This window comes from Monashia sp. NPDC004114 (assembly GCF_053603855.1).
The window spans coordinates 126,608-144,831 of sequence record NZ_JBSGGK010000007.1; the positions used below are offsets into that span (position 1 = coordinate 126,608).

18 protein-coding genes are annotated in these 18,224 nt (G+C 69.1%); 13 read left to right on the top strand and 5 right to left on the bottom strand.

Annotated elements, in window-relative coordinates; translation table 11 throughout:
* The first annotated feature begins 11 nt into the window (after window positions 1-11).
* The 8 genes from ACWEOW_RS11235 to ACWEOW_RS11270 are packed head-to-tail and all read left to right on the top strand — an operon-like array spanning window position 12 to window position 6,505.
* Entirely contained in the window at window positions 12-494 is a 483-nt protein-coding gene (locus ACWEOW_RS11235) for a hypothetical protein (protein ID WP_452269271.1), read from the top strand.
* On the top strand, window positions 487-1,890 hold the full coding sequence (locus ACWEOW_RS11240; RefSeq protein WP_452269272.1) for a hypothetical protein: 1,404 nt from the start codon (window positions 487-489) through the stop codon (window positions 1,888-1,890). The genes ACWEOW_RS11235 and ACWEOW_RS11240 overlap by 8 nt, the downstream gene beginning before the upstream one ends.
* On the top strand, window positions 1,887-2,639 hold the full coding sequence (locus ACWEOW_RS11245) for a hypothetical protein (RefSeq protein ID WP_452269273.1): 753 nt from the start codon (window positions 1,887-1,889) through the stop codon (window positions 2,637-2,639). Before ACWEOW_RS11240 ends, ACWEOW_RS11245 begins: the two co-directional genes overlap by 4 nt.
* On the top strand, window positions 2,636-4,345 hold the full coding sequence (locus tag ACWEOW_RS11250; protein WP_452269274.1) for a hypothetical protein: 1,710 nt from the start codon (window positions 2,636-2,638) through the stop codon (window positions 4,343-4,345). The genes ACWEOW_RS11245 and ACWEOW_RS11250 overlap by 4 nt, the downstream gene beginning before the upstream one ends.
* Window positions 4,346-4,355: 10 nt before the next feature.
* Complete coding sequence (locus ACWEOW_RS11255; protein ID WP_452269275.1) at window positions 4,356-4,871, top strand: hypothetical protein; 516 nt, start codon at window positions 4,356-4,358, stop codon at window positions 4,869-4,871.
* A 1-nt stretch (window position 4,872) separates the two neighbouring features.
* On the top strand, window positions 4,873-5,829 hold the full coding sequence (locus tag ACWEOW_RS11260) for a hypothetical protein (RefSeq protein ID WP_452269276.1): 957 nt from the start codon (window positions 4,873-4,875) through the stop codon (window positions 5,827-5,829).
* Window positions 5,829-6,179: a hypothetical protein gene (locus ACWEOW_RS11265; RefSeq protein ID WP_452269277.1), complete on the top strand. Its 351-nt coding sequence runs from the start codon at window positions 5,829-5,831 to the stop codon at window positions 6,177-6,179. The genes ACWEOW_RS11260 and ACWEOW_RS11265 overlap by 1 nt, the downstream gene beginning before the upstream one ends.
* Complete coding sequence (locus tag ACWEOW_RS11270; RefSeq protein ID WP_452269278.1) at window positions 6,179-6,505, top strand: hypothetical protein; 327 nt, start codon at window positions 6,179-6,181, stop codon at window positions 6,503-6,505. Before ACWEOW_RS11265 ends, ACWEOW_RS11270 begins: the two co-directional genes overlap by 1 nt.
* A 335-nt stretch (window positions 6,506-6,840) precedes the next feature.
* Here the strand turns inward: ACWEOW_RS11270 and ACWEOW_RS11275 are convergent, their stop codons facing one another.
* Both ACWEOW_RS11275 and ACWEOW_RS11280 read right to left on the bottom strand, forming a co-directional pair.
* A complete protein-coding gene (locus ACWEOW_RS11275) occupies window positions 6,841-7,773 on the bottom strand; it encodes a thermonuclease family protein (RefSeq protein WP_452269279.1) in 933 nt (310 codons plus the stop codon).
* Between the two features lie 148 nt (window positions 7,774-7,921).
* Window positions 7,922-9,124 (bottom strand): hypothetical protein, encoded by a 1,203-nt coding sequence (locus tag ACWEOW_RS11280; RefSeq protein WP_452269280.1) that lies wholly within the window; start codon window positions 9,122-9,124, stop codon window positions 7,922-7,924.
* A 265-nt stretch (window positions 9,125-9,389) separates the two neighbouring features.
* Here ACWEOW_RS11280 and ACWEOW_RS11285 point away from each other — a divergent pair, with 265 nt between their 5' ends.
* The 5 genes from ACWEOW_RS11285 (at window position 9,390) to ACWEOW_RS11305 (ending at window position 16,818) form a co-directional block, all read left to right on the top strand.
* Window positions 9,390-10,844 (top strand): glycoside hydrolase family 3 N-terminal domain-containing protein, encoded by a 1,455-nt coding sequence (locus tag ACWEOW_RS11285; protein WP_452269281.1) that lies wholly within the window; start codon window positions 9,390-9,392, stop codon window positions 10,842-10,844.
* A 299-nt stretch (window positions 10,845-11,143) separates the two neighbouring features.
* Window positions 11,144-12,892, top strand: a complete 1,749-nt coding sequence (locus ACWEOW_RS11290; protein ID WP_452269282.1) for an MFS transporter — start codon at window positions 11,144-11,146, stop codon at window positions 12,890-12,892.
* 12 nt (window positions 12,893-12,904) lie between these two features.
* Window positions 12,905-14,674, top strand: coding sequence for a SulP family inorganic anion transporter (locus ACWEOW_RS11295; RefSeq protein WP_452269283.1), 1,770 nt, complete (start codon window positions 12,905-12,907; stop codon window positions 14,672-14,674).
* A gap of 5 nt (window positions 14,675-14,679) precedes the next feature.
* Window positions 14,680-16,188 carry a DUF2252 domain-containing protein gene (locus tag ACWEOW_RS11300; RefSeq protein WP_452269284.1) on the top strand — a complete coding sequence of 503 codons (1,509 nt, stop codon included), beginning with the start codon at window positions 14,680-14,682 and terminating at the stop codon, window positions 16,186-16,188.
* 3 nt (window positions 16,189-16,191) lie between these two features.
* A complete protein-coding gene (locus tag ACWEOW_RS11305) occupies window positions 16,192-16,818 on the top strand; it encodes a potassium channel family protein (RefSeq protein ID WP_452269285.1) in 627 nt (208 codons plus the stop codon).
* Between the two features lie 139 nt (window positions 16,819-16,957).
* Here the strand turns inward: ACWEOW_RS11305 and ACWEOW_RS11310 are convergent, their stop codons facing one another.
* From ACWEOW_RS11310 to ACWEOW_RS11320, 3 genes are read right to left on the bottom strand one after another with little or no spacing between them, the layout of a single operon-like run.
* Window positions 16,958-17,185, bottom strand: coding sequence for a hypothetical protein (locus ACWEOW_RS11310; protein ID WP_452269286.1), 228 nt, complete (start codon window positions 17,183-17,185; stop codon window positions 16,958-16,960).
* Window positions 17,182-17,934, bottom strand: coding sequence for an RNA polymerase sigma factor (locus tag ACWEOW_RS11315; RefSeq protein ID WP_452269287.1), 753 nt, complete (start codon window positions 17,932-17,934; stop codon window positions 17,182-17,184). Before ACWEOW_RS11315 ends, ACWEOW_RS11310 begins: the two co-directional genes overlap by 4 nt.
* Entirely contained in the window at window positions 17,931-18,188 is a 258-nt protein-coding gene (locus tag ACWEOW_RS11320) for a hypothetical protein (RefSeq protein WP_452269288.1), read from the bottom strand. The genes ACWEOW_RS11315 and ACWEOW_RS11320 overlap by 4 nt, the downstream gene beginning before the upstream one ends.
* Window positions 18,189-18,224 lie beyond the last annotated feature (36 nt).

The window sequence follows — 18,224 nt, forward strand, 5'->3', positions numbered from 1 at the left end:
GGCGAGGGCACATGGCCACTCCAGACGAGTTCGCCCGAGAGTGTGACGAGGTCGCACGGTCACTGCGGCGCGTCCCCAGCGAACTCCGCCGTGCCCTCGCCTCCGAGGTGAAGACCGAGGTTGCCACGCCCCTGGCGGCACGGGTCGCTGCTGCGGCAGCAGGCCCCTACGCACGCCCGCTCTCGGGTGCTGTCAAGGCCCGAGCCCTGGCCGACCCCACCATCGTCATCGGCGGCAGCCGCAAGGTCGTCAGCGGGGGAGCCAGCCCCCGCCAACTCATCTACGGGACCGAGTGGGGAGGCGGCAAGCGTCGCTCCTCGGTGACCCGTCGAACGCGCCATGGATCGGTCACCTACAAGCGGCGCAGCACCAACCAGTTCGTGCCCGCCCACCCGTTCGTCTTCGACACCATCGCGGAGAACGCGGACTGGGTGCTCGACCGCTTTGCTGACATCACGCTGAAGGTGCTGGACCGGGAGGTTGGCAATGGCTGACCGGGGCCGCGACCTGAAGGTCAGCATCATCAGCGATGCCGAGAAGTTCGACCTGACCAAGCCTGCTCAGGAACTCGACGCGCTCGGACAGAGCGCCAAGGACACCTCCCGCGACATCGACTCGGCCACCGACAAGATCAGCCACAGCGTCGAGTCCGTTGGGACTGACGCGCAGGAGACCGCCCGCAAGGTCGACTCAGCCTTCGACAAGATCGCCGCCTCCTCCAAGTCGAATCTGCGCAAGGTCAACGAGGACGCCGACCACGCCAAGAAGGGCCTCGACGACCTGAAGGACGAGGCGCACCAGTCAGGTCGAGAGGCCGCTGCCTCGTTCTCCGGTGGCTTCTCCGACGTGACCGACTTCGTGCAGGAGACGCTTGCCAACGCGCTCGGTGGGTTCGGTGCCATCGGCGGTGCCATCGGCATCGCGGCTGCTGCTGGCCTCGGCTTCCTCACGAGCCAGGCACAGGAGGCAGCGGACCGCATCAAGGAGGTTCGGCAGAACCTCCGAGACCTCGGCTCCAGCGCGGACACGACCAAGTTGGACCGGGTCAAGGACTTCTTCGGCTTCCTCAACGAGAACGCCGACCTGCCCGGCCTGAAGGACGCGCTCGACCGCGCGGGCGTCAGCATGTCCGACTTCATTGCAGCGGGCGTCGAGGGTGTCGGTCTCGACGAGGTCAAGCGCAAACTGCACGACCTCGGCGCTGAGGGCAGCGGTCTCGGCCAGGTCTTCGACGGGCAGGTCAGGGCCGGTCAGGCTGCCTTCGACATGCTCACGCAGTACCGCGAAGGTGCGGTCGGCGCTGCGGATGACCTCGCCATCATGGGCGACGTCACGCAGGACACCACCGAGCGCACCGAGAACTTCTCCAGCGCGCTCCAGGGCGTTTCCGACGACGCCGCCGACATGGGCAAGGCGTTCGACGAGGGCATCGACGCTGTGCTCGCTGCGCAGAAGAAGCAACTGACCGCGCAGGCCGACTTCGAGTCGAACATGAAGAAGGTCTTCGACAAGGTCGGCCAGGACGGTGTCGACTTCGTTCTGGCCCAAGGCGAGAACGCTGCTGCGGCTGCTCAGGCACTCGCTGACGCGCCGAAGAAGAAGGGCCAGGAGGCGGTCACCAACTGGAAGGCGCTTGGCACCAAGAGCAGCCAGGGCTACGCCGATGGCTTCCTGTCGCGCGAGGACGCCGTCGCTGGTGCTGCCAGCACGGTGCGCGCTGCTGCTGAGCGCATCCTCGGCAAGCCCGTCGTCATCCCCACCGTTGTCGCACCGCCTCCTCGTTCCGGTGCCGGGTCTGCCGCTGCCGCAGAGGAATCCGCTCGTCGGCGCTTGGAGCCCGTTGTGATCCAGACCTTTGTGGGCAACCCGATCTGGAGGGTGAACCCGTGACCATCGCCCTTGTCGCCACCGCCGACAACGACCTTGCTGCGGTGCTGCTCCAGGTGACCGGCGCTGCTGCCGGTGCGGTCACGATCACCCGGGTCGATGCCAACGGCACCGGGACCGTGCGTCTCATGGACGGCCAGCAGCCCATTGCGGGTGTCCTGACTGTGCGTGACTACGAGGTGGCCCTTCAGGGCACCGCCACGTACACCGTCCTTGACTCTGCATCGGGCACCGCCAGCGCCACCGCAGACATGGCGGTCGAGTTCCCGGTGATCATGGCTGCCGTGCTGCCGAACGCTCGGCAGCAGTTCGTCGCGGTCATGGACTACGACGCCGCGCAGGAGTACGCAGGCACGGTCCACTGGGTGATCGGACGCGATGACCCGCTCGTCGTCACGTCCCCGATGCGGCTGCGTGAGGGCTCAGTGACGATGTGGGCCGGGTCGTACGAGGACGCCAAGGCCATCGCTGACGTGACCCGCTCCGGTGAGGTGCTGATGTTCCGTCAGCCCACCTTCGCGGGCATGGACAAGTACCTGATCGCCCGGCGTGTGTCGGTGTCACCGCAGAGCCAGGACACGAGCCCGCGACGGTGGGAGGTCGTGCTGGACTACACCGAGGTCAAGGTGCCCTCGGGTGTCCTGCTGGCTGCTGCTGGCTGGAACTACGCGGCAGCCAAGGACTCCTTCGACACGTACGCCGACTTCAAGGTTGCCTTCGCCACGTACGCCGATGCGGTGGTGGGGCCGTGAGCACCGACCCGTTCCTGAGCGACACCGAGGCCATCTACACCGAGTCCCACGGCCAGGTCGTCCGTGCCTACGCCACCCACCCGTCGTTCGACGGGCCGGTGGACCTCGACCTGCTCGACGTGCCGGACCTCTCCTGGGACTCGACCCGAGCACCGCGTGTCACGGCGTCACTGACGTGCGAGGTGCCCGACCCCGCAACGGTGCTCGCCCTCGACCCGCGTACCGGCGTCAGAGTCACCATCGAGTGCGGCTACATCCGCCCCGGTGGCACCGAGGACGTGCACGCCATCGCGGACCTCGGGCTGAGGCGCGTCACGGTGGACCGTCCCAACAACACGATCACGCTGGAATGCGCGAGCGACGAAATGCTCGTCATCGACGGATCGCCCGCAGCCACAGCCTCGGTCACCGACAGCACCCACTCCGGGGCCATCAAGAAACTCATCAACGCTGTCATCTTCCCCAACCCGTCGTTCGTCATCACGACCACGGGTGGCTCGGTCACCGTCGACCCGGTCTTCGACCGGTGGGACACCGTCAACGACATCAAGGACCGGATCAACGCGGAGGTGTACGACGACGGACTGCGGGTGTGGCGGATCGCTCCGGTGCCGGTGGTCGCAGCAACCCCAGACCTCACGTTGACGGTGGGGGAGAGCGGGACCGTCCTGAGCGGCGTCTCGACCATCGACCGCAACAACTGGTTCAACTACGTCTACCTGCGGTACCGGTGGACCGACAGCAGCAGCGTCGACCACGAGATCGGTGCCACAGCGGTCATCTCCTCCGGCCCGTACTCAGTGGACGGCCCGGCAGGCAAGCGCATCCTGATCCAAGACCGCGAGGTGCCGACCTTGCAGGGCGTCGCCAACGCCGCTGCGGCCTCCGTGCTGACCCGCACCCTCGCCCGTGCCCGCTCGTACAGCGTGAGGGCCATTGCTGCGTACTGGCTGCGGCCCGGCATGACCGTCCTGCTGATCCTGCCCGGTGGCATCTCTGAGAACCACCTCGTGCAGCGGGTGACCTTCGACCCGCTCGACGGTTCCATGGACTTCGACACGCGGCTGCCGGACATCCCCGAGGTGTCCTTCGTGACCACCACGACGCCACCCCCGGTCATCCCGACCGACCCCTCACCGCCCCGCACTCCCGACCCTGCACCGCCCGTGACGCAGACCTACGTCAGCACGTGGGAGTCGAACTCGTCCCGGTCGTTCAAGGGCGACGGCACCGAGAACACCTTCATTGCCCCTGAGATGGGACAGGGCTACTACTCATCGAGCAACGGGAACCAGTGCGCCATCAGCCTGTTCACGGCCTCGAACTCCACCGGTGACGAGACCAGCGTGAGCATCACCTCAGCCCTGAGCGGAGCGAAACTCACCAAGGTCGAGGTCTGGCTGTACGCGAGCCACTGGTGGTCGTACGCGGGTGGCACGGGACGTCTCGGTTACTACAACGGCACGACGCTGCCCTCGACCTTCAGCAGTCCATCGCCCTACGTGAACGTGAGCGGCTGGAAGGCCAACACGGGTCGCTGGGTGACCATCACGTCCCCCGCCCTGATCTCGGCATTGCTCGCTGGCACCGCCAGGGGCATCACGGTCGGCAAGGGCGTCGGGACCGACCAGACCTACTACGGCAAGTTCAACGGCGCGTCCTCGTCGAGCAACAAGCCGAAACTCCGACTGACCTACTCGAAGTGAGGAGCCTCTGATGGCCACTACCAACTACGGATGGCCGCTGCCGACCACGGCATTCCCTGTCGACGTCCCCGCCGACCTCACCGCACTCGGTCAGGCCATCGACACCGAACTCGCTGCTGCGTGGGCGACCTACACGCCGGTGCTGTCGGGCGGGACGTGGGCGATAGGCAATGGCACCGTCGTCGGGCGCTACCGGCTGCTCGGCAAGAAGACCGTGCGCTACGACGCCATGGTCACGTTCGGCTCCACCAGTGTGTTCGGCAGTTCGCAACTGGAGATCTCGCTCCCGGTCAGCGCCAAGACCGGGGGCACCATCTCGTCCTTCTCAGCACACGGCCTCGACGTCTCAGCCGCCACCCGGTATCTGTTGCAGGCCATGGTGATTCCCGCCACGTCGACCACCAAGTGCTTCCTCTTCACCACCGGTGGAGCCTCCGGCGCGATGGGTGCGGTCACCACCAGCGGACCGTTCACGTGGGCCAACACGGACATCGTCACGGTCTCCGGCATCTACGAGGCGAACTGACATGGCGGGCCTACCTCCGAACCTCGCCATGGTGCCGCGCCCGGCATCCAAGGTGCAGTTCTTCCCCTCGGTCATCCCGGTGCAGGACGTCGAGCCCCCGTCATCGGCCATGTTCTGGGTCGACACCTCCACCGCCCCTCCGACCCTGAAGGGCTGGGACGGTGCCGCATGGGTCGCAGTCGGTGGTGGTGGCGGTGGGGTGCCCACCTCGCGGACCATCAGCGCCGGGACTGGCCTGACCGGTGGTGGCGACCTCACCGCGAACCGGACACTGACGCTCGACCTGGAGTACGTGCAGGACCAGGTCGCCGCCATGCTCGTCGCCGGGTCGAACATCACCCTGACGTACAACGACCCGGCAGGCACCATCACTGTCGCGTCGAGTGCCGCTGCCGGACTGCATGTCCCGCAGATCGCGGTGGCTGCGGGTGCCTATTGCGTCACGGACCCGTACCGCTCGGCGTTCACCACCGGTCCTGCTGGCAACGTCGGCGGGGAGGCGTCGGGCTACCAGTGGAGCACCGGGCGCACACTCACGGTCGACTCGGTGACTCTGGAGAACACCAGCGCCGGAGCGGCCAGCACCTTCAGCCGCTTCATGATCTACAGCGCCCTGGCCAACGGGAAGATCGACGCCCTCGTGTGGGACTCCGGCCAGGAGGCCCAGGACGTCACCGGCATCAAGACGCTCTCCACGAGCCTCACGATCAACCCCGGCACCTACTGGACCATCAGCGTCCGTGCAGCCGGTGGTGGCACCGCTGCGAACTACCGGGCCTTCACGTGGAACTCGATCCCATGGGGCACCGCAGCGGCTGACACCGGCAGCAACAGGTCGTTCGACCTTGGGGCGGTCTCGTCCACCTCGACCCCGCCCTCGACGTGGAGCAACACCACCTACAGCCCGCAGTCTCGTGCGCCGATCGCGCTGTGGCTGCACACGACAGGAGTGTCCTGATGGGTACTCGCGCACCTCGCTACATCGACGGCATTCTGCGTCAGTTCTGGGACGACGCGAACCGTCGATACACCGAGTGGGACGCCCAGGGCGTGCAGACGCTCCAGCGGCCCTACACGCCCGAGGAGAACGCCGCTGCGGACGCTGACGCCGCTGCTGCCCTTGCTGCCTCGAACGCGGCTGCGACCGCCAGCAAACTCGTGACCGTCGACATGCCCGCCATGGACGCGATACTCGCGCAGACCAACGCCGACCTGCGGACCGACCCGTCACAGGAGATCAAGGACATGGCCAAGGCCATCCGCCGACTCTCCCGCAAGGTCAACAACCTCACGGACGGAGTCGACTGATGCCGCAGCGAGACCGCACCATCCAACTGGCCATGCTGGGTGCCGGAACCCTCATCACGCTTGCCGTGATCGCCGCGTGGCTGTGGGGCAAGACCAACGGCATCGAGACCACCGAACTGATGGCCTTCGCGGTGCCGGTGGTCGGTGCCCTATTCCTTGTCACGCCGCTGACCAAGGCTGCCGACTCAGCGGCACAGGCTGCACAGCAGACCAACGGAGCGATGGACGCTCGGATCAAGTCAGCCGTCTCCGCTGCCCTGGCCGATCGTGATGCTGCGCGAACCCGGCAGGCCGTTGGCGACGTAGGTACGACTGAGCAGCAGTGACTTCGACCGGTTGGCCCGTTGAGGTACGTGAACCGGCCACACGAAGAGGCGGTCCCATGCGCAGGGACCGCCTCTGTGTAGTCCGCAGGGAGTCCGCAGGAGGACCACTTAGGACCATCAACGACGGTTAACGACCAGCGACGTATACGCAGGTCAGGACACAGATAGGCCCCCCGCTGAGCACGGGGGGCCTATGCATGCCACGTTCCGCTTCAACGTGTAGCCAGCGCCAACGTCCCGTCGGACATAGCAAGTCATGCGGCCCGAACGACGTCAGCTCGTATGCCGCTGCTTCGCCGGGCTTTTGTATGTCGCTCGGCCCGCGCTCGCGCTGGTCAGACCTTGGCCGGGCGGAAGCCCGCGGCGACCGCCTCGCTCATCGTCGCGAAGCACTGCTCCGGGTTCGTGATGAGGTAGTAGCGGTCGCCCGGCTCGTGGGCGATCATCGACGACTCGTTGCCCTTGACCGGTCGGGCCTGCGGGCACGGATACCTGTCGCCGGCGAGCGGCCAGGACGTCGCCGGCTTGGCAGGCGAGCCTGTCCCGGTGCCCGAGCCGGGGGCCGCCGGTGGGGTACAGCTCGCGGGGGGACTCGCCAGGTCGGCGCGAACGTATGCCGTCTCGCGGGCATGCCGCCCGTAGCCGTCCCGTGAGTCGTAGCGGGCAACGGCATATCCCCGCTTGATCTGGCGCAGGCCGGCGTCGACGCCCGCGACATCGACGTAGCGCAGCAGGCGGCCGTACCGGTCGACGTCGTCCCGGGCGCCGGCGGTCAGGGTGACGCGCTGGCCGCCGATGATGTCTCGCAGGCTCCGGGTGGCCTCCGCATAGCCGCACACGCCGATCTCCGGGGTGTCGATGCCGATGAGACGCACCTTGCGGGACACCCCGTCGCGGGAGACCCAGATGGTGTCGCCGTCGACGATCTTCGCGACCGCCCAGGTGGCGCCGGCCGCCCGCGCCTTCGCCTCGGCGGCTGCCTTGGCCTCTGCGGCGGCTTTGGCCTCTGCCGCGGCCTTGGCCTTGGCTGCGGCGGCCGCAGCGTCCCCTTCCGGGGATGGTTGCGTGGCTTCCGGCTGGTCGCCGGCCGCACCCTGCTCGGACGGGGCGGCCGCCGGACCGCTGCCGGGTGAGGTCTGGACCGTGACGGTCTCGGCGGTCGGGAGCGTCGGCTCCTGTCGTGTCGCGCCGATGACGGCGAGAGCCACGAGAATGCCGACGGTCCACAGGGCTGCCTTCTTGCCGCCCCGTGGCACTCGAGATGCCATTGAGTCCTCCGTGCCGCCCGATCGTCTCTCGCTCCGGACGCGGCGGGGCCATGATGACCCGGGGACCCTCGCCCGCGGGGCGTTTTCGGGCAATTTGGGGCCGCGCATCCTCGTCGACGAGGGCCGACGATGTCAGCCCATGGCTGAGTCACATCCGTCGTGGCCTGACCAGAGGTGCCTCGCCCGTCACCTGCTGAGGCAGCTGAAGATGTGACCCGTCCGCGTCGACGAAGGCGACGTAGCACACCCCCGGGGAGAGGCAGTTCACAAAGACGATGCGGCCGTCGGGTGTCCATGCCGGCTGCGTGCCCCAGCCGTGCGCGCCCGCGAGGTGGGTGACCGCATGCACGTCCGAGCCGTCGGCCGCCATGGTGTAGACGTTCGCGTCCTTGCTGGGTGCTTTTCCTTGCTGCTCAAGCAGATTCGTGGCGTAGACGATGCGACCGGTGCGGTGGTTCCAGTCTGCGAAGCCCGCGTCCGCCGACTTCGGAGTCAGAGTCCGGGGCCGCTGTGACGGGGGACCGGACGTGTTGACCACCGCGACCCTGTGCGAGACGAGAACGGAGTCCGCCTTGTTGCTGCTGGCCTCGTTCATGCTGAGCAGGAGACGGTGGCCATCGCCCGACCAGCGCACGCGGTCGACGCCGTCGGAGCTGGCGGTGCTCTCGAACACCGTGCGGGTGCGACCCGTCGCGAGGTCGCCGACCGCCACCCCACCCGACGCCCACACGCCGCGGGCCTCGTCGAAGCGGCCCCACACGAACGCCAGGCCCTTGCCATCGGGCGACCACGCCGGAGCGAACCGGATCGTGCACGCAGTGCCGCACTCGAAGACCTTTCGTGCGCCTGACCCGTCGCTGCGAGCGATCCACAGGTGCGACTCGGGCGGGTCCGTCGGCTGCGTCCCCCGGATGACCTCGGTGAACGCGAACCGTGCCCCGTCGGGCGACCAGTCCGCGAGCCCGACCTCGTGGAAGCGTCCTGCAACGTCAACGGTCGGGGCGGCGACATGCCGTCCGGTGCCGTCCTCCCGGACCAGCTCGAGGTGGCCGGCCTGGACGAGAAGCCACATTGACGACGGGTCGAGCGGGGTCGCCGTCTCGGCCCCCGTAGGGGCCCCGCCCGTGGCCCCCGCCGTGGACTGAAGGCTCGCGGTGGCGCTCGTCACGGGCGTGCTCGACGTCGACGCGGAGGAGCTCAGGTTGGCCGCCGCGGTGCCAAGACCCTCGGCCGGTCTGGGGTTCGGGAACCCGGACGAGCACGCCGCGAGCACAGCCGCGAGGACCGCCGCCGTGAGGACCGCCGCCACGGGGCCCAGGCGCCCCGGACGGGTCATGACAGACGCTGTCACCACGACCTCCCATGTTGTGATGCGCGCCCACCGTGCGCGACCGGCTTCGAGGCCGGACCCACCGATGCGTCCGTCAGGCGTCCCGTCCAGCGTGGCACTGCCACGCGCCTCGTGAGGGGCGTTCGACCATGCCAGGCAGTCAGGCAGGACTCAGGCTCGTCGCAGGTTAGGCGCAGGATGCACCCAGCCGGGCGGCATACGTTTCCGGTGCGGCATACAGACGTGTCCTCGGGGACGCGCGGCCGGTGAGCGGCAGGAGGCACTGATGAATGCACGACGGACCTCCGGCCTGGCCCTGGCCGCGTGTGCGACAACAGCGTTGGTCGCAGGCGCGGCGGGCGCCTCGGGCGCGCCCGAGACCGCAGCGACCGCATTGACCGCAACCACCGCAACGACAACCACCGCGACCCCTGCCAGCCAGGCCCAGGCGGTCTTCAACCGGATGTCCACGGCTCAGCGGATCGGACAGCTGTTCATGGTCGGGGGCTCGGTCACCGGCCTCCCCTCGTCGACGCAGACCGCGATCACGACGTACCACGTCGGGAACCTCATCCTCACCGGCCGCACCACGTCCGGCGCCGCACCGGTGCGGGCCCTGACGAGCCGGGCGGACACGCTCACGACGAGCGCCGCGACGGCAGGGGTGCCGCTGTTCATCGCGACCGACCAGGAGGGCGGGTACGTCCAGGTGCTCCAGGGCTCGGGCTTCTCCAGGATGCCCACGGCACTCACCCAGGGCACCTATACCGACACGACGCTGACGGCCGACGCCACGACATGGGGCCACCAGGTGTTCCGGGCCGGGGTCGACCTCAACCTCGCGCCGGTCATGGACACCGTCTCGAAGAGCTTCGCCCCCTACAACAAGCCGATCGGCTACTACTACCGCGAGTACGGCTACACCCCGTCGGTCGTCGCGGACAAAGGCAGCGCCTTCCTGAAGGGTATGCGGTCCGCCGGGCTCGCCATGACCGCCAAGCACTTCCCCGGGCTGGGACGCGTCACCGGCAACACCGACACGACCGCAGGCGTGACCGACACCGTCACGACCCGGACCTCGGCGGACATCACCCCGTTCCGGTCGGCCATCACGGCCGGAGCCCGGCTCGTCATGGTCTCGTCCGCCTACTACAGCAAGATCGACGCCGCCCGTCCCGCGGTGTTCTCACCGACGGTGATCACCGGAATGATCCGCGGCGACCTGCACTTCACCGGCATCGTGGTCAGCGACGACATCGGCAACGCCAAGCAGGTCCAGGCGTGGTCGCCGGGCAACCGGGCGATCGACTTCATCAACGCCGGCGGCGACGTCGTCCTCACGGTCAACCCCGCCGTCATCCCGGCGATGGTGAACGCGGTCACCAGCCGGGCGGCCTCGGACAGCGCCTTCCGCGCAAAGGTCAACACGGCGGCGCTGCGGGTCCTCACCGTCAAGGCCGAGGAGGGGCTGCTTGCGGCCCGCCTCCCGATCACCGGGTACCTCGGACCGCTGACCACGACGGCACTGCAACGCTGGCTTGGTGTCACCCAGACGGGGACGCTCAACGTCGCCACCATCAAGGCCCTCCAGGCGCGGATCGGGATGGACGTCGTCGGCGTCTGGGGTCCGCGGTCGATGGCGGCCCTGCAGACCTACCTCGGCATCAGCCGCGACGGCGCGACGACCTGGAACGCCCGCACGGTCAAGCAGCTCCAGATGTACCTCAACACCCAGCTCTGAGCTCGCGTCACGGAAACGTCCTCGCTCTACGTGCTCCCGCGACCGCGAGCGAGAGTCCGTGGTGTGCACGTGCTCATCGGGAAGTACCGCCACATACCCGGCGACTCGCCCACGGCATACTGCTGGGCCACCCCGTGGGGGTGATGTGGTCCCGCGCGCTGCGGCCGGACGATGGAGCCCGGCACTCAAGCGTGAGGGGTTCGCTATGACGTGTGTGCGCACTGACGCGCCCGAGGGCGCATTCGACCTCGGGCTCGACCTCGGGATCGACCTCGGGCTCGACCTCGGGGGCGGTCGGCATGGCTGAGGCCGGGACCCCTGCGGGCACCGTGGCGGTCGAGGAGTCCACCGAGCCGCAGCGCGCCGGGCTCGTCCTCGTCGCGCTCATCGCCGTCGCCGCGGTCGCCAACCTCAACCTGTCGGTCGCCAACGTCGCGCTGCCCTCGATCGGGCGCGCGTTCGACTCGTCCCAGACGACCCTCGACCTCATCGCCGTCGGGTACTCGCTCGGCCTCGCGGCGTCGGTGCTCTACCTCGGCGCGGTCGGCGACCGCTACGGCCGCAAGCTGCTGCTCATCCTCGGGATGCTGCTCTCCGTCCCGGCGTGTCTCCTGGCCGCCTACGCTCCCTCCGACGGCGTGCTGTTCGTGGCGCGAGTCCTCGGTGGCGTATCGGCCGGCATGGCGTACCCCACGACTCTCGCCCTGATCGCCGCTCTGTGGTCGGGACCGGGGCGCACCCGCTCGATCGCGCTGTGGTCGGCCGTCGGCGGCGGGATCGCCGCGCTCGGACCGCTCGTGGCGGGGTTCCTGCTCGAGCGCTTCTGGTGGGGCTCGGTCTTCCTCGTCACGCTCCCGCTCGCCGCCGTCGCGCTGGTCATGGCTGTCATGCTCGTCCCCGCGCACGTCAACGAGACGACGGAGCCCGTCGACAACCTCGGGGGAGTGCTGTCCGTCGTGCTCGTCGGCGCACTGATCCTTGCCATCAACTTCGCCCCGGTCCCGAACAAGGGCACCCTCGCCCTGGGCCTGGCACTCATCGCCGCCGCGACGCTCATCGCCTTCATCCTGCGTCAGCGACGCGCCGCAAACCCGCTCTACGACCTGCACATCGCGGGGCGCCGCATCTTCTGGGTCGCCGCCTGCGCCGGGATCATCGTCTTCGGCTCGCTCATGGCGTCGGCCTTCGTCAGCCAGCAGTACCTGCAGAACGTCCTCGGCTACACGACCTTCGAGGCGGGCGCCGCGTTCCTTCCCGCCGTCGTGTTCATGATCCTCGTCGCTCCTCGCTCGGCGAAGCTCGTCGAGTCCGCCGGGTCACGCTTCACCCTGCTGACCGGCTACGTGTTCCTGTTCCTCGCGTTCCTTTGGATGCTGCTCTTCTGGTCAGAGGGCAGCTCGTACTGGCAGATCGCGCTCGCTTACGCCTTCATTGGGATCGGCGTGGGCTTCGCCGGCACGCCGGCCTCGCACTCGCTCACCGGCGCGGTGCCGGTGACGCGTGCCGGAATGGCGTCGGGCACCGCTGACCTGCAGCGCGACCTCGGCGGCGCCATCATGCAGTCGATCTTCGGCGCGCTGCTCACCGCCGGGTATGCCGCTGCGGTCGCCGCGAGCGTCGCCGCCGCCCCCAACGGGGCTGAGATCACCAGCAGCGTGCAGAACCAGCTGACCAAGTCGTTCGCCGGGGCCGAGGCCATCGCGCAGCAGTACCCGCAGTACTCCACCCAGATCATGGCTGGGGCGAAGTCATCCTTCCTGTCGGGGGCCGACTGGGCCTACACCGCAGGCATCATCGCCATCCTCGTCGGCGCGGCGATCGTCTTCTTCCTCTTCCCACGACACGACGGCGAGCTGCAGCTGCTGGCGGGATACCAGGCGCAGGATCAGGGCACCGGCGCGGCCGTTGAAGAGGCCCCCGGGACGGCTGGCGGGACGGCTGCCGGAACGCCTGCCGGGTCGGCCGCCGGACACGCTGCAGACGGGGCTGCGGACCGGCCGGCTGGCCGGCCCGAGGACAGGCCGGAGGACCCGGCGCACCTCGCGTGAGAGGAGCTGACGATGAGCACGACGAGCACCACGAGCGCACCGAGCCCGGAGCGCCCCAGCTGGTCGGAGCGCCTCAGGCCCGAGTCCCTGCGGGGCTATCAGAGGTCCTGGTTCCGCGCCGACATCCTCGCCGGCCTGACCCTGGCGGCGGTCGCGATCCCCGAGACCATGGGCTACACCTCGATCGCCCAGGTGCCGGTGATCACGGGCCTGTACACGGTGCTCTTCCCGGCCCTGGTCTTCGCGATCATCGGCTCGTCACGGCTGCTCGTCGTCGGTGCCGACTCGGCGACGGCCGCGATCCTCGCGGCCGGCCTGGCCACGATCGGGATCGCCGGGCTGACCCCCAACTCGCCCCAGTGGCTCGCCCTGACCTCCCTGACCGCGATCATGTGCGGAGCCCTGCTGCTGCTGGCCAGGCTGCTCCGGCTCGGTTTCCTCGGCGACTTCCTGTCAGCCTCGGTGCTCATCGGCTTCCTCACCGGCGTGGGGATCCAGGTCTTCACCGGCCAGATCCCCGACATGCTCGGGATCCCCAAGGGCAAGGGGAACTGGTTCGAGCAGCAGTGGTACACGCTGACGCACCTCAGTGACGCGAGTGGGGTCACGCTGGCCTACGCGCTGGGCACGCTCGCGATCATCCTCGGGTTCAAGCGGTTCGTGCCGAAGGTCCCCGGCGCCATCGTGGCTGTGGTGCTCACGATCATCCTTGCGACGGTCACGCAGGCCTCCTCGCACGGTGTGGCGGTCGTCGGCGCCATGCAGGGCGGTTTCCCACCGATCGGCCTGCCCCAGGGTGTCGGCTGGTCCGACGTCCCCAAGCTGCTCACGGTCGCCTTCTCGTGCTTCGTCCTGATCATCGCCCAGAGTGCCGCCACGTCCCGCAGCTTCGCGACCCGGCACGGCCAGCGGGTCGACATCAACCGCGACATCGTCGGGCTCAGCGGCGCCAACCTCGCGGCCGGACTCAGCGGCACCTTCGTCGTCAACGGCAGCCCGACCAAGACCCAGATCCTCGACGAGCAGAAGGGCAAGACGCAGCTCGCCAACGCGACCATGGCCCTGGTCGTCCTCATCATCGTGCTGTTCTTCACCGGTGCCCTGACCAACCTGCCCAAGCCCGTGCTCGGGGCGATCGTCTTCCTCATCGGTGTCGACCTCATCGACATCGCCGGCCTGAAGCGCGTCCGCAAGGCCCGGCCCAGTGAGTTCTACATCGCCGTGCTCACGGCGATCGTGGTCTTCGCCGTCGGCGTGGAGCAGGGCATCGTGCTGGCGGTCATCCTCTCCCTCGTCGAGATGGTGCGGCGGCAGTACCGTCCGCACCGGTTCGTCATCGGCATCGACGCCGAGGGCCAGCCGATCTACACGCGCGCGGAGCAGGGCATGCAGAGCGCCCCCGGCCTGCTCGTCTTCCGCTACGACGCCGACCTGTTCTACGCCAACGCGAACCAGTTCTCGGACGGGGTCCAGCAGCTCATCACCAGCGCCCCGGACCCGGTGCGCTGGCTCGTCCTCGACTGCTCCTCGATCCCCGACGTCGACTACTCGGCCGGCGCCACGCTCCACCAGCTCGTGACGTTCGTCCACAACCGCGGGGCGAACGTGGCCCTGGCCAACCTCGACCCCGACCTGCGGGCCACCCTCGAGAAGTTCGGGGTCCTGCAGCTGCTCAACGTCGACCACATCTACCCGACCGTCGCGGACGCCGTCGCGGCTTTCCGCTCGTTGCCGCCGGGGCCTGGCCCCGACGACCGGGCGACCCAGCCAAAGGAGGCCTGAGCGCGATGGTGCAGGCAACACACTCCGAGCACCCCGCCGGTGCGACCGACCACGTGCACCCGATGGAGGAGACGGCGCACCTGAGCGTCGACGAGCGCCGCGCGCTCGGCAAGGAGGCCAGGGAGCGTGCGCCCCTGGAGGACCATGCCGGCTGGCGGCCACCGGCCGGACGGCCCGACCCGGTCGCCCTGCTCGAGGCGCAGAACACGACGCGTGAGCCCGATCTCGTGCCGGTCCGGCACGGTCGGATGATGGCCTCGGCGTTCACCTTCTACCGCGGGTCGGCCGCGATCATGGCCTCGGACCTGGCCACCACGCCGACCGCCGGGCTCAGGGTCCAGCTCTGCGGTGACGCCCATCTGTCCAACTTCGGCGTCTACGCCTCGCCGGAGCGGCAGCTGCTCTTCGACCTCAACGACTTCGACGAGACGCTTCCGGGCCCCTTCGAGTTCGACGTCAAGCGGCTCGCCGCCAGCTTCGCGATCGCCTGCCGCAACAACGGCTTCAGCCCGGTCGACGTGCGCGACGTGTGCCTCATCGTGGGCCAGTCGTACCGGACGGCGATGGCCGAGTTCGCCGGCCAGGACACGCTGGACGTGTGGTACTCCCGCCTGTCCGAGGACGACCTCCGCCGGGGCATGGCGGACGCGCGCCGGGCCCTGCTCGACACGACCAAGGCGAAGGGCGAGTCGGGCGACTTCAAGGTCACCGGCGCCTCGATCAAGCAGGGCGAAGCGACCTTGCGCAAGGCCCGAAGCCGGACGAACCTGCAGGCCTTGTCCAAGCTCACCGAGGTGGTCGACGGACGCCAGCGCATCGTGAGCCAGCCACCCGTGCTCATCCCGATGCGAGAGCTGGAGAAGTACTACGACCTCGACTTCGCCGACATCGAGGACGTCATCCGCCAGTTCTTCGAGCGATACCGCGCGACGCTCAGCCTGAGCCGCCGGCAGCTGCTCAACCGGTACACGATCGTGGACGTCGCGAGGAAGGTCGTCGGCGTCGGGTCGGTCGGGACGCGCGCGTTCGTCGCACTGCTCGAGGGCCGCGACGAGCGCGACCCGTTGTTCCTCCAGGTCAAGGAGGCCACCCGTTCGGTGCTCGAGGCGCACCTGCCCAGAAGCCAGTTCGCCGACGCCGGTGAGCGCGTCGTCCAAGGTCAGCAGCTGCTCCAGTCGGCCTCTGACATCTTCCTCGGCTGGTCCGCCGGCATCGAGACGGACCGGTTCTACTACTGGCGGCAGCTGCGTGACATGAAGGGGTCCGCGAGCGTCGAGACGATGATCCCGGCCGGGATGGGCTACTACGCCCGCATCTGTGGCTGGACCCTCGCCCGCGCGCACGCGCGCTCGGGCGACCCGGTGGCCATAGCGGCATACCTCGGGTCGAAGCGACGCTTCGACAAGGCGCTCGCGGAGTTCGCCGAGGAGTATGCCGACCAGAACGACCGCGACTACGCGGCATTCCTGCACGCGATCAGCTCGGGCCGGATCGAAGCCCGCCAAGGGGTCTGAGGCATGGCCGACGCCTCGCCGCCGGTCGAGCCGGCCCCCGCAGCGGACGCGGCTTCACCGGCGGGTGTCGGCCGGCCGAAGGGCAGCAGGACCGGGATCAGCAAGCCCCCACGCAGGGTGCTGCTCATGGCGCTGCTTCGGTCCTCGTTGTCGATCATCGTGGCTCTCGCGGTCTACACGCTCATCCCGCTGGGCAGCTTCGACGAGGAGCGTTCGCTCCTCAAGTTCGTCCTGGGGGTGCTGCTCGTCATCCTGGTCCTGGGCCTGCAGACCCGAGGCATCGTGGGCTCGCCTTACCCGCTGATCCGGACGGTGGAGGCCCTGGCGACGACCGGCCCGCTGTTCCTGCTCGTCTTCGCGAGCACGCACTACTCGATCGACACCGTCCAGCCGGGCAGCTACACCCAGGCGATGACGCGGCTCGATGCCCTCTACTACACGGTGACGACCTTCGCGACGGTCGGCTACGGCGACATCTCGCCGGTCTCGGAGGCCGCGCGGCTCGTGGCCACGGTGCAGATGCTCCTCGGGCTGATCTTCATCGGCCTCGTCGCGCGGGTCATCAGCGGCGCCGCGCAGCTCGGCCTGAAACGGCGTCGTGAGGAGCAGCAGGGGCCTGACCAGGCCTGATGCCCCCAGCCACATGGCCGCAGAGATCTTGGAAGAATTTCTCGGAGATCCTGTAACACTCCCGACGGTCGGGCCGATGAAGCAGGCGTACGAGGCGCCAGTCGGACCCCCGAGCGACTGGCGCCTCGTCGCGTCTGCGCTAGCGGTCTTCGCGGACCAGGGCGACCAGCGACTCGGCCTCCTCCGCGCAGGCGGGACATGCGCGCAGGTGGACCTGCATCTGCGGCATCGCCGTCGAGGCGGGGTCGGCCACGAGGAGCTCGACGTACTCGTCCATGAGCCGGAAGCAGTCGTCGCACGACAGCCATGGCTCGGTGTCGACCACGAGCTCGCGGGCCTGCTTGTCGGTCAGCTTGCGGATGCTCATGCCCCGCCTCCTTCGTCCTGCCCACCAGTCCCCGGACCATCCGCACGCCGCGGTGGCTCGAGGTGCCCGGTGCCCACGAGGTGCGCCCGCACGCGGGTGCGTGCCACGTGAAGCGTCTTGTAGAGAGCGCCGCGGGTCGTGCCGAGCCGCTCGGCGAGCACGTCGATGGGCACCTCGTCGACGAGCAGCGCGACCGCGATCCGCCGCTGGTATGCCGTGAGGGCCACGTCGAGCGCGCGCCCGACCTCCGCGGCCAGCTCGGTCGCCACAGCCAGCTCGGCCGGTCCCGCGGCCGACCAGTGCAGCGTGTCCGGGTCTTCGAGTGGCACCTCGCGCCGCGACCAGGCCTGCCGGCGCACCTCGGTCGCGGCCTGGAGGATGGCGAACTTGTACGCCCACGTCGTGAAGCGGCTGCGCCCTTCGAACGTATGCAGCTTGGAAAGGAGCGCGACGACGGCGTCGTCCGCGGCCGCCACGGCCAGGTCGTCACGGTCGCGAGCGTCGAGCCCGGGCAGCTGGCTGCGCATGCGCGCGACCTGGTGCCGGCACCCGCGGACCATGAGGGCGTGCAGCTCCCGGACCGCATCGTCCCGATCAGGTCCTAGCGACGCGAGCCGGGCCTGGAGACTCTCGTCCGAGGACCGGTCCGTGCACCCGGTGACCGCCGACCGGTCCCAGGCGTCGGCGGGCATCGGCGCGACGATGGCGACGGGGTGGGCCGCGCGGGTGTCGGGGTCTGCGGCCGTCATGCGGACCACTCATCTGGTCCGAGGATCCTGGATGCCAGCTCGGGAGGGCAGCCGCGGTCGACGAGCTGGAGCAAGGCGTGCACGTCGACCCGCGCCCGCGAGAGCCGCGTCGCCAGCGGCTCGGGGAAGCCCGCCTCGAGCAGCCGGCAGTGGCGCCATGCCGTCACGTCGGCAGGCGGGCCGTCCGAGCGGCATACCCGTGGTCGGGCGGGGACGTGCGAGGCCTGTGGGCCTGAGGCGGTGTTGACGGTCATGACTGGTTGGCGTCCGTCCCGCCCCGGCTCTTACCG

Excerpts from the sequence above, each read along its gene's own strand:
- ACWEOW_RS11235 (WP_452269271.1), top strand. The coding sequence starts at position 12 with ATGGCCACTCCAGACGAGTTCGCCCGAGAGTGTGACGAGGTCGCACGG.
- ACWEOW_RS11240 (WP_452269272.1), top strand. The coding sequence starts at position 487 with ATGGCTGACCGGGGCCGCGACCTGAAGGTCAGCATCATCAGCGATGCC.
- ACWEOW_RS11255 (WP_452269275.1), top strand. The coding sequence starts at position 4,356 with ATGGCCACTACCAACTACGGATGGCCGCTGCCGACCACGGCATTCCCT.
- ACWEOW_RS11260 (WP_452269276.1), top strand. The coding sequence starts at position 4,873 with ATGGCGGGCCTACCTCCGAACCTCGCCATGGTGCCGCGCCCGGCATCC.
- ACWEOW_RS11265 (WP_452269277.1), top strand. The coding sequence starts at position 5,829 with ATGGGTACTCGCGCACCTCGCTACATCGACGGCATTCTGCGTCAGTTC.
- ACWEOW_RS11270 (WP_452269278.1), top strand. The coding sequence starts at position 6,179 with ATGCCGCAGCGAGACCGCACCATCCAACTGGCCATGCTGGGTGCCGGA.
- ACWEOW_RS11275 (WP_452269279.1), bottom strand. The coding sequence starts at position 7,773 with ATGGCATCTCGAGTGCCACGGGGCGGCAAGAAGGCAGCCCTGTGGACC.
- ACWEOW_RS11285 (WP_452269281.1), top strand. The coding sequence starts at position 9,390 with ATGAATGCACGACGGACCTCCGGCCTGGCCCTGGCCGCGTGTGCGACA.
- ACWEOW_RS11290 (WP_452269282.1), top strand. The coding sequence starts at position 11,144 with ATGGCTGAGGCCGGGACCCCTGCGGGCACCGTGGCGGTCGAGGAGTCC.
- ACWEOW_RS11295 (WP_452269283.1), top strand. The coding sequence starts at position 12,905 with ATGAGCACGACGAGCACCACGAGCGCACCGAGCCCGGAGCGCCCCAGC.
- ACWEOW_RS11300 (WP_452269284.1), top strand. The coding sequence starts at position 14,680 with ATGGTGCAGGCAACACACTCCGAGCACCCCGCCGGTGCGACCGACCAC.
- ACWEOW_RS11305 (WP_452269285.1), top strand. The coding sequence starts at position 16,192 with ATGGCCGACGCCTCGCCGCCGGTCGAGCCGGCCCCCGCAGCGGACGCG.
- ACWEOW_RS11310 (WP_452269286.1), bottom strand. The coding sequence starts at position 17,185 with ATGAGCATCCGCAAGCTGACCGACAAGCAGGCCCGCGAGCTCGTGGTC.
- ACWEOW_RS11315 (WP_452269287.1), bottom strand. The coding sequence starts at position 17,934 with ATGACGGCCGCAGACCCCGACACCCGCGCGGCCCACCCCGTCGCCATC.
- ACWEOW_RS11320 (WP_452269288.1), bottom strand. The coding sequence starts at position 18,188 with ATGACCGTCAACACCGCCTCAGGCCCACAGGCCTCGCACGTCCCCGCC.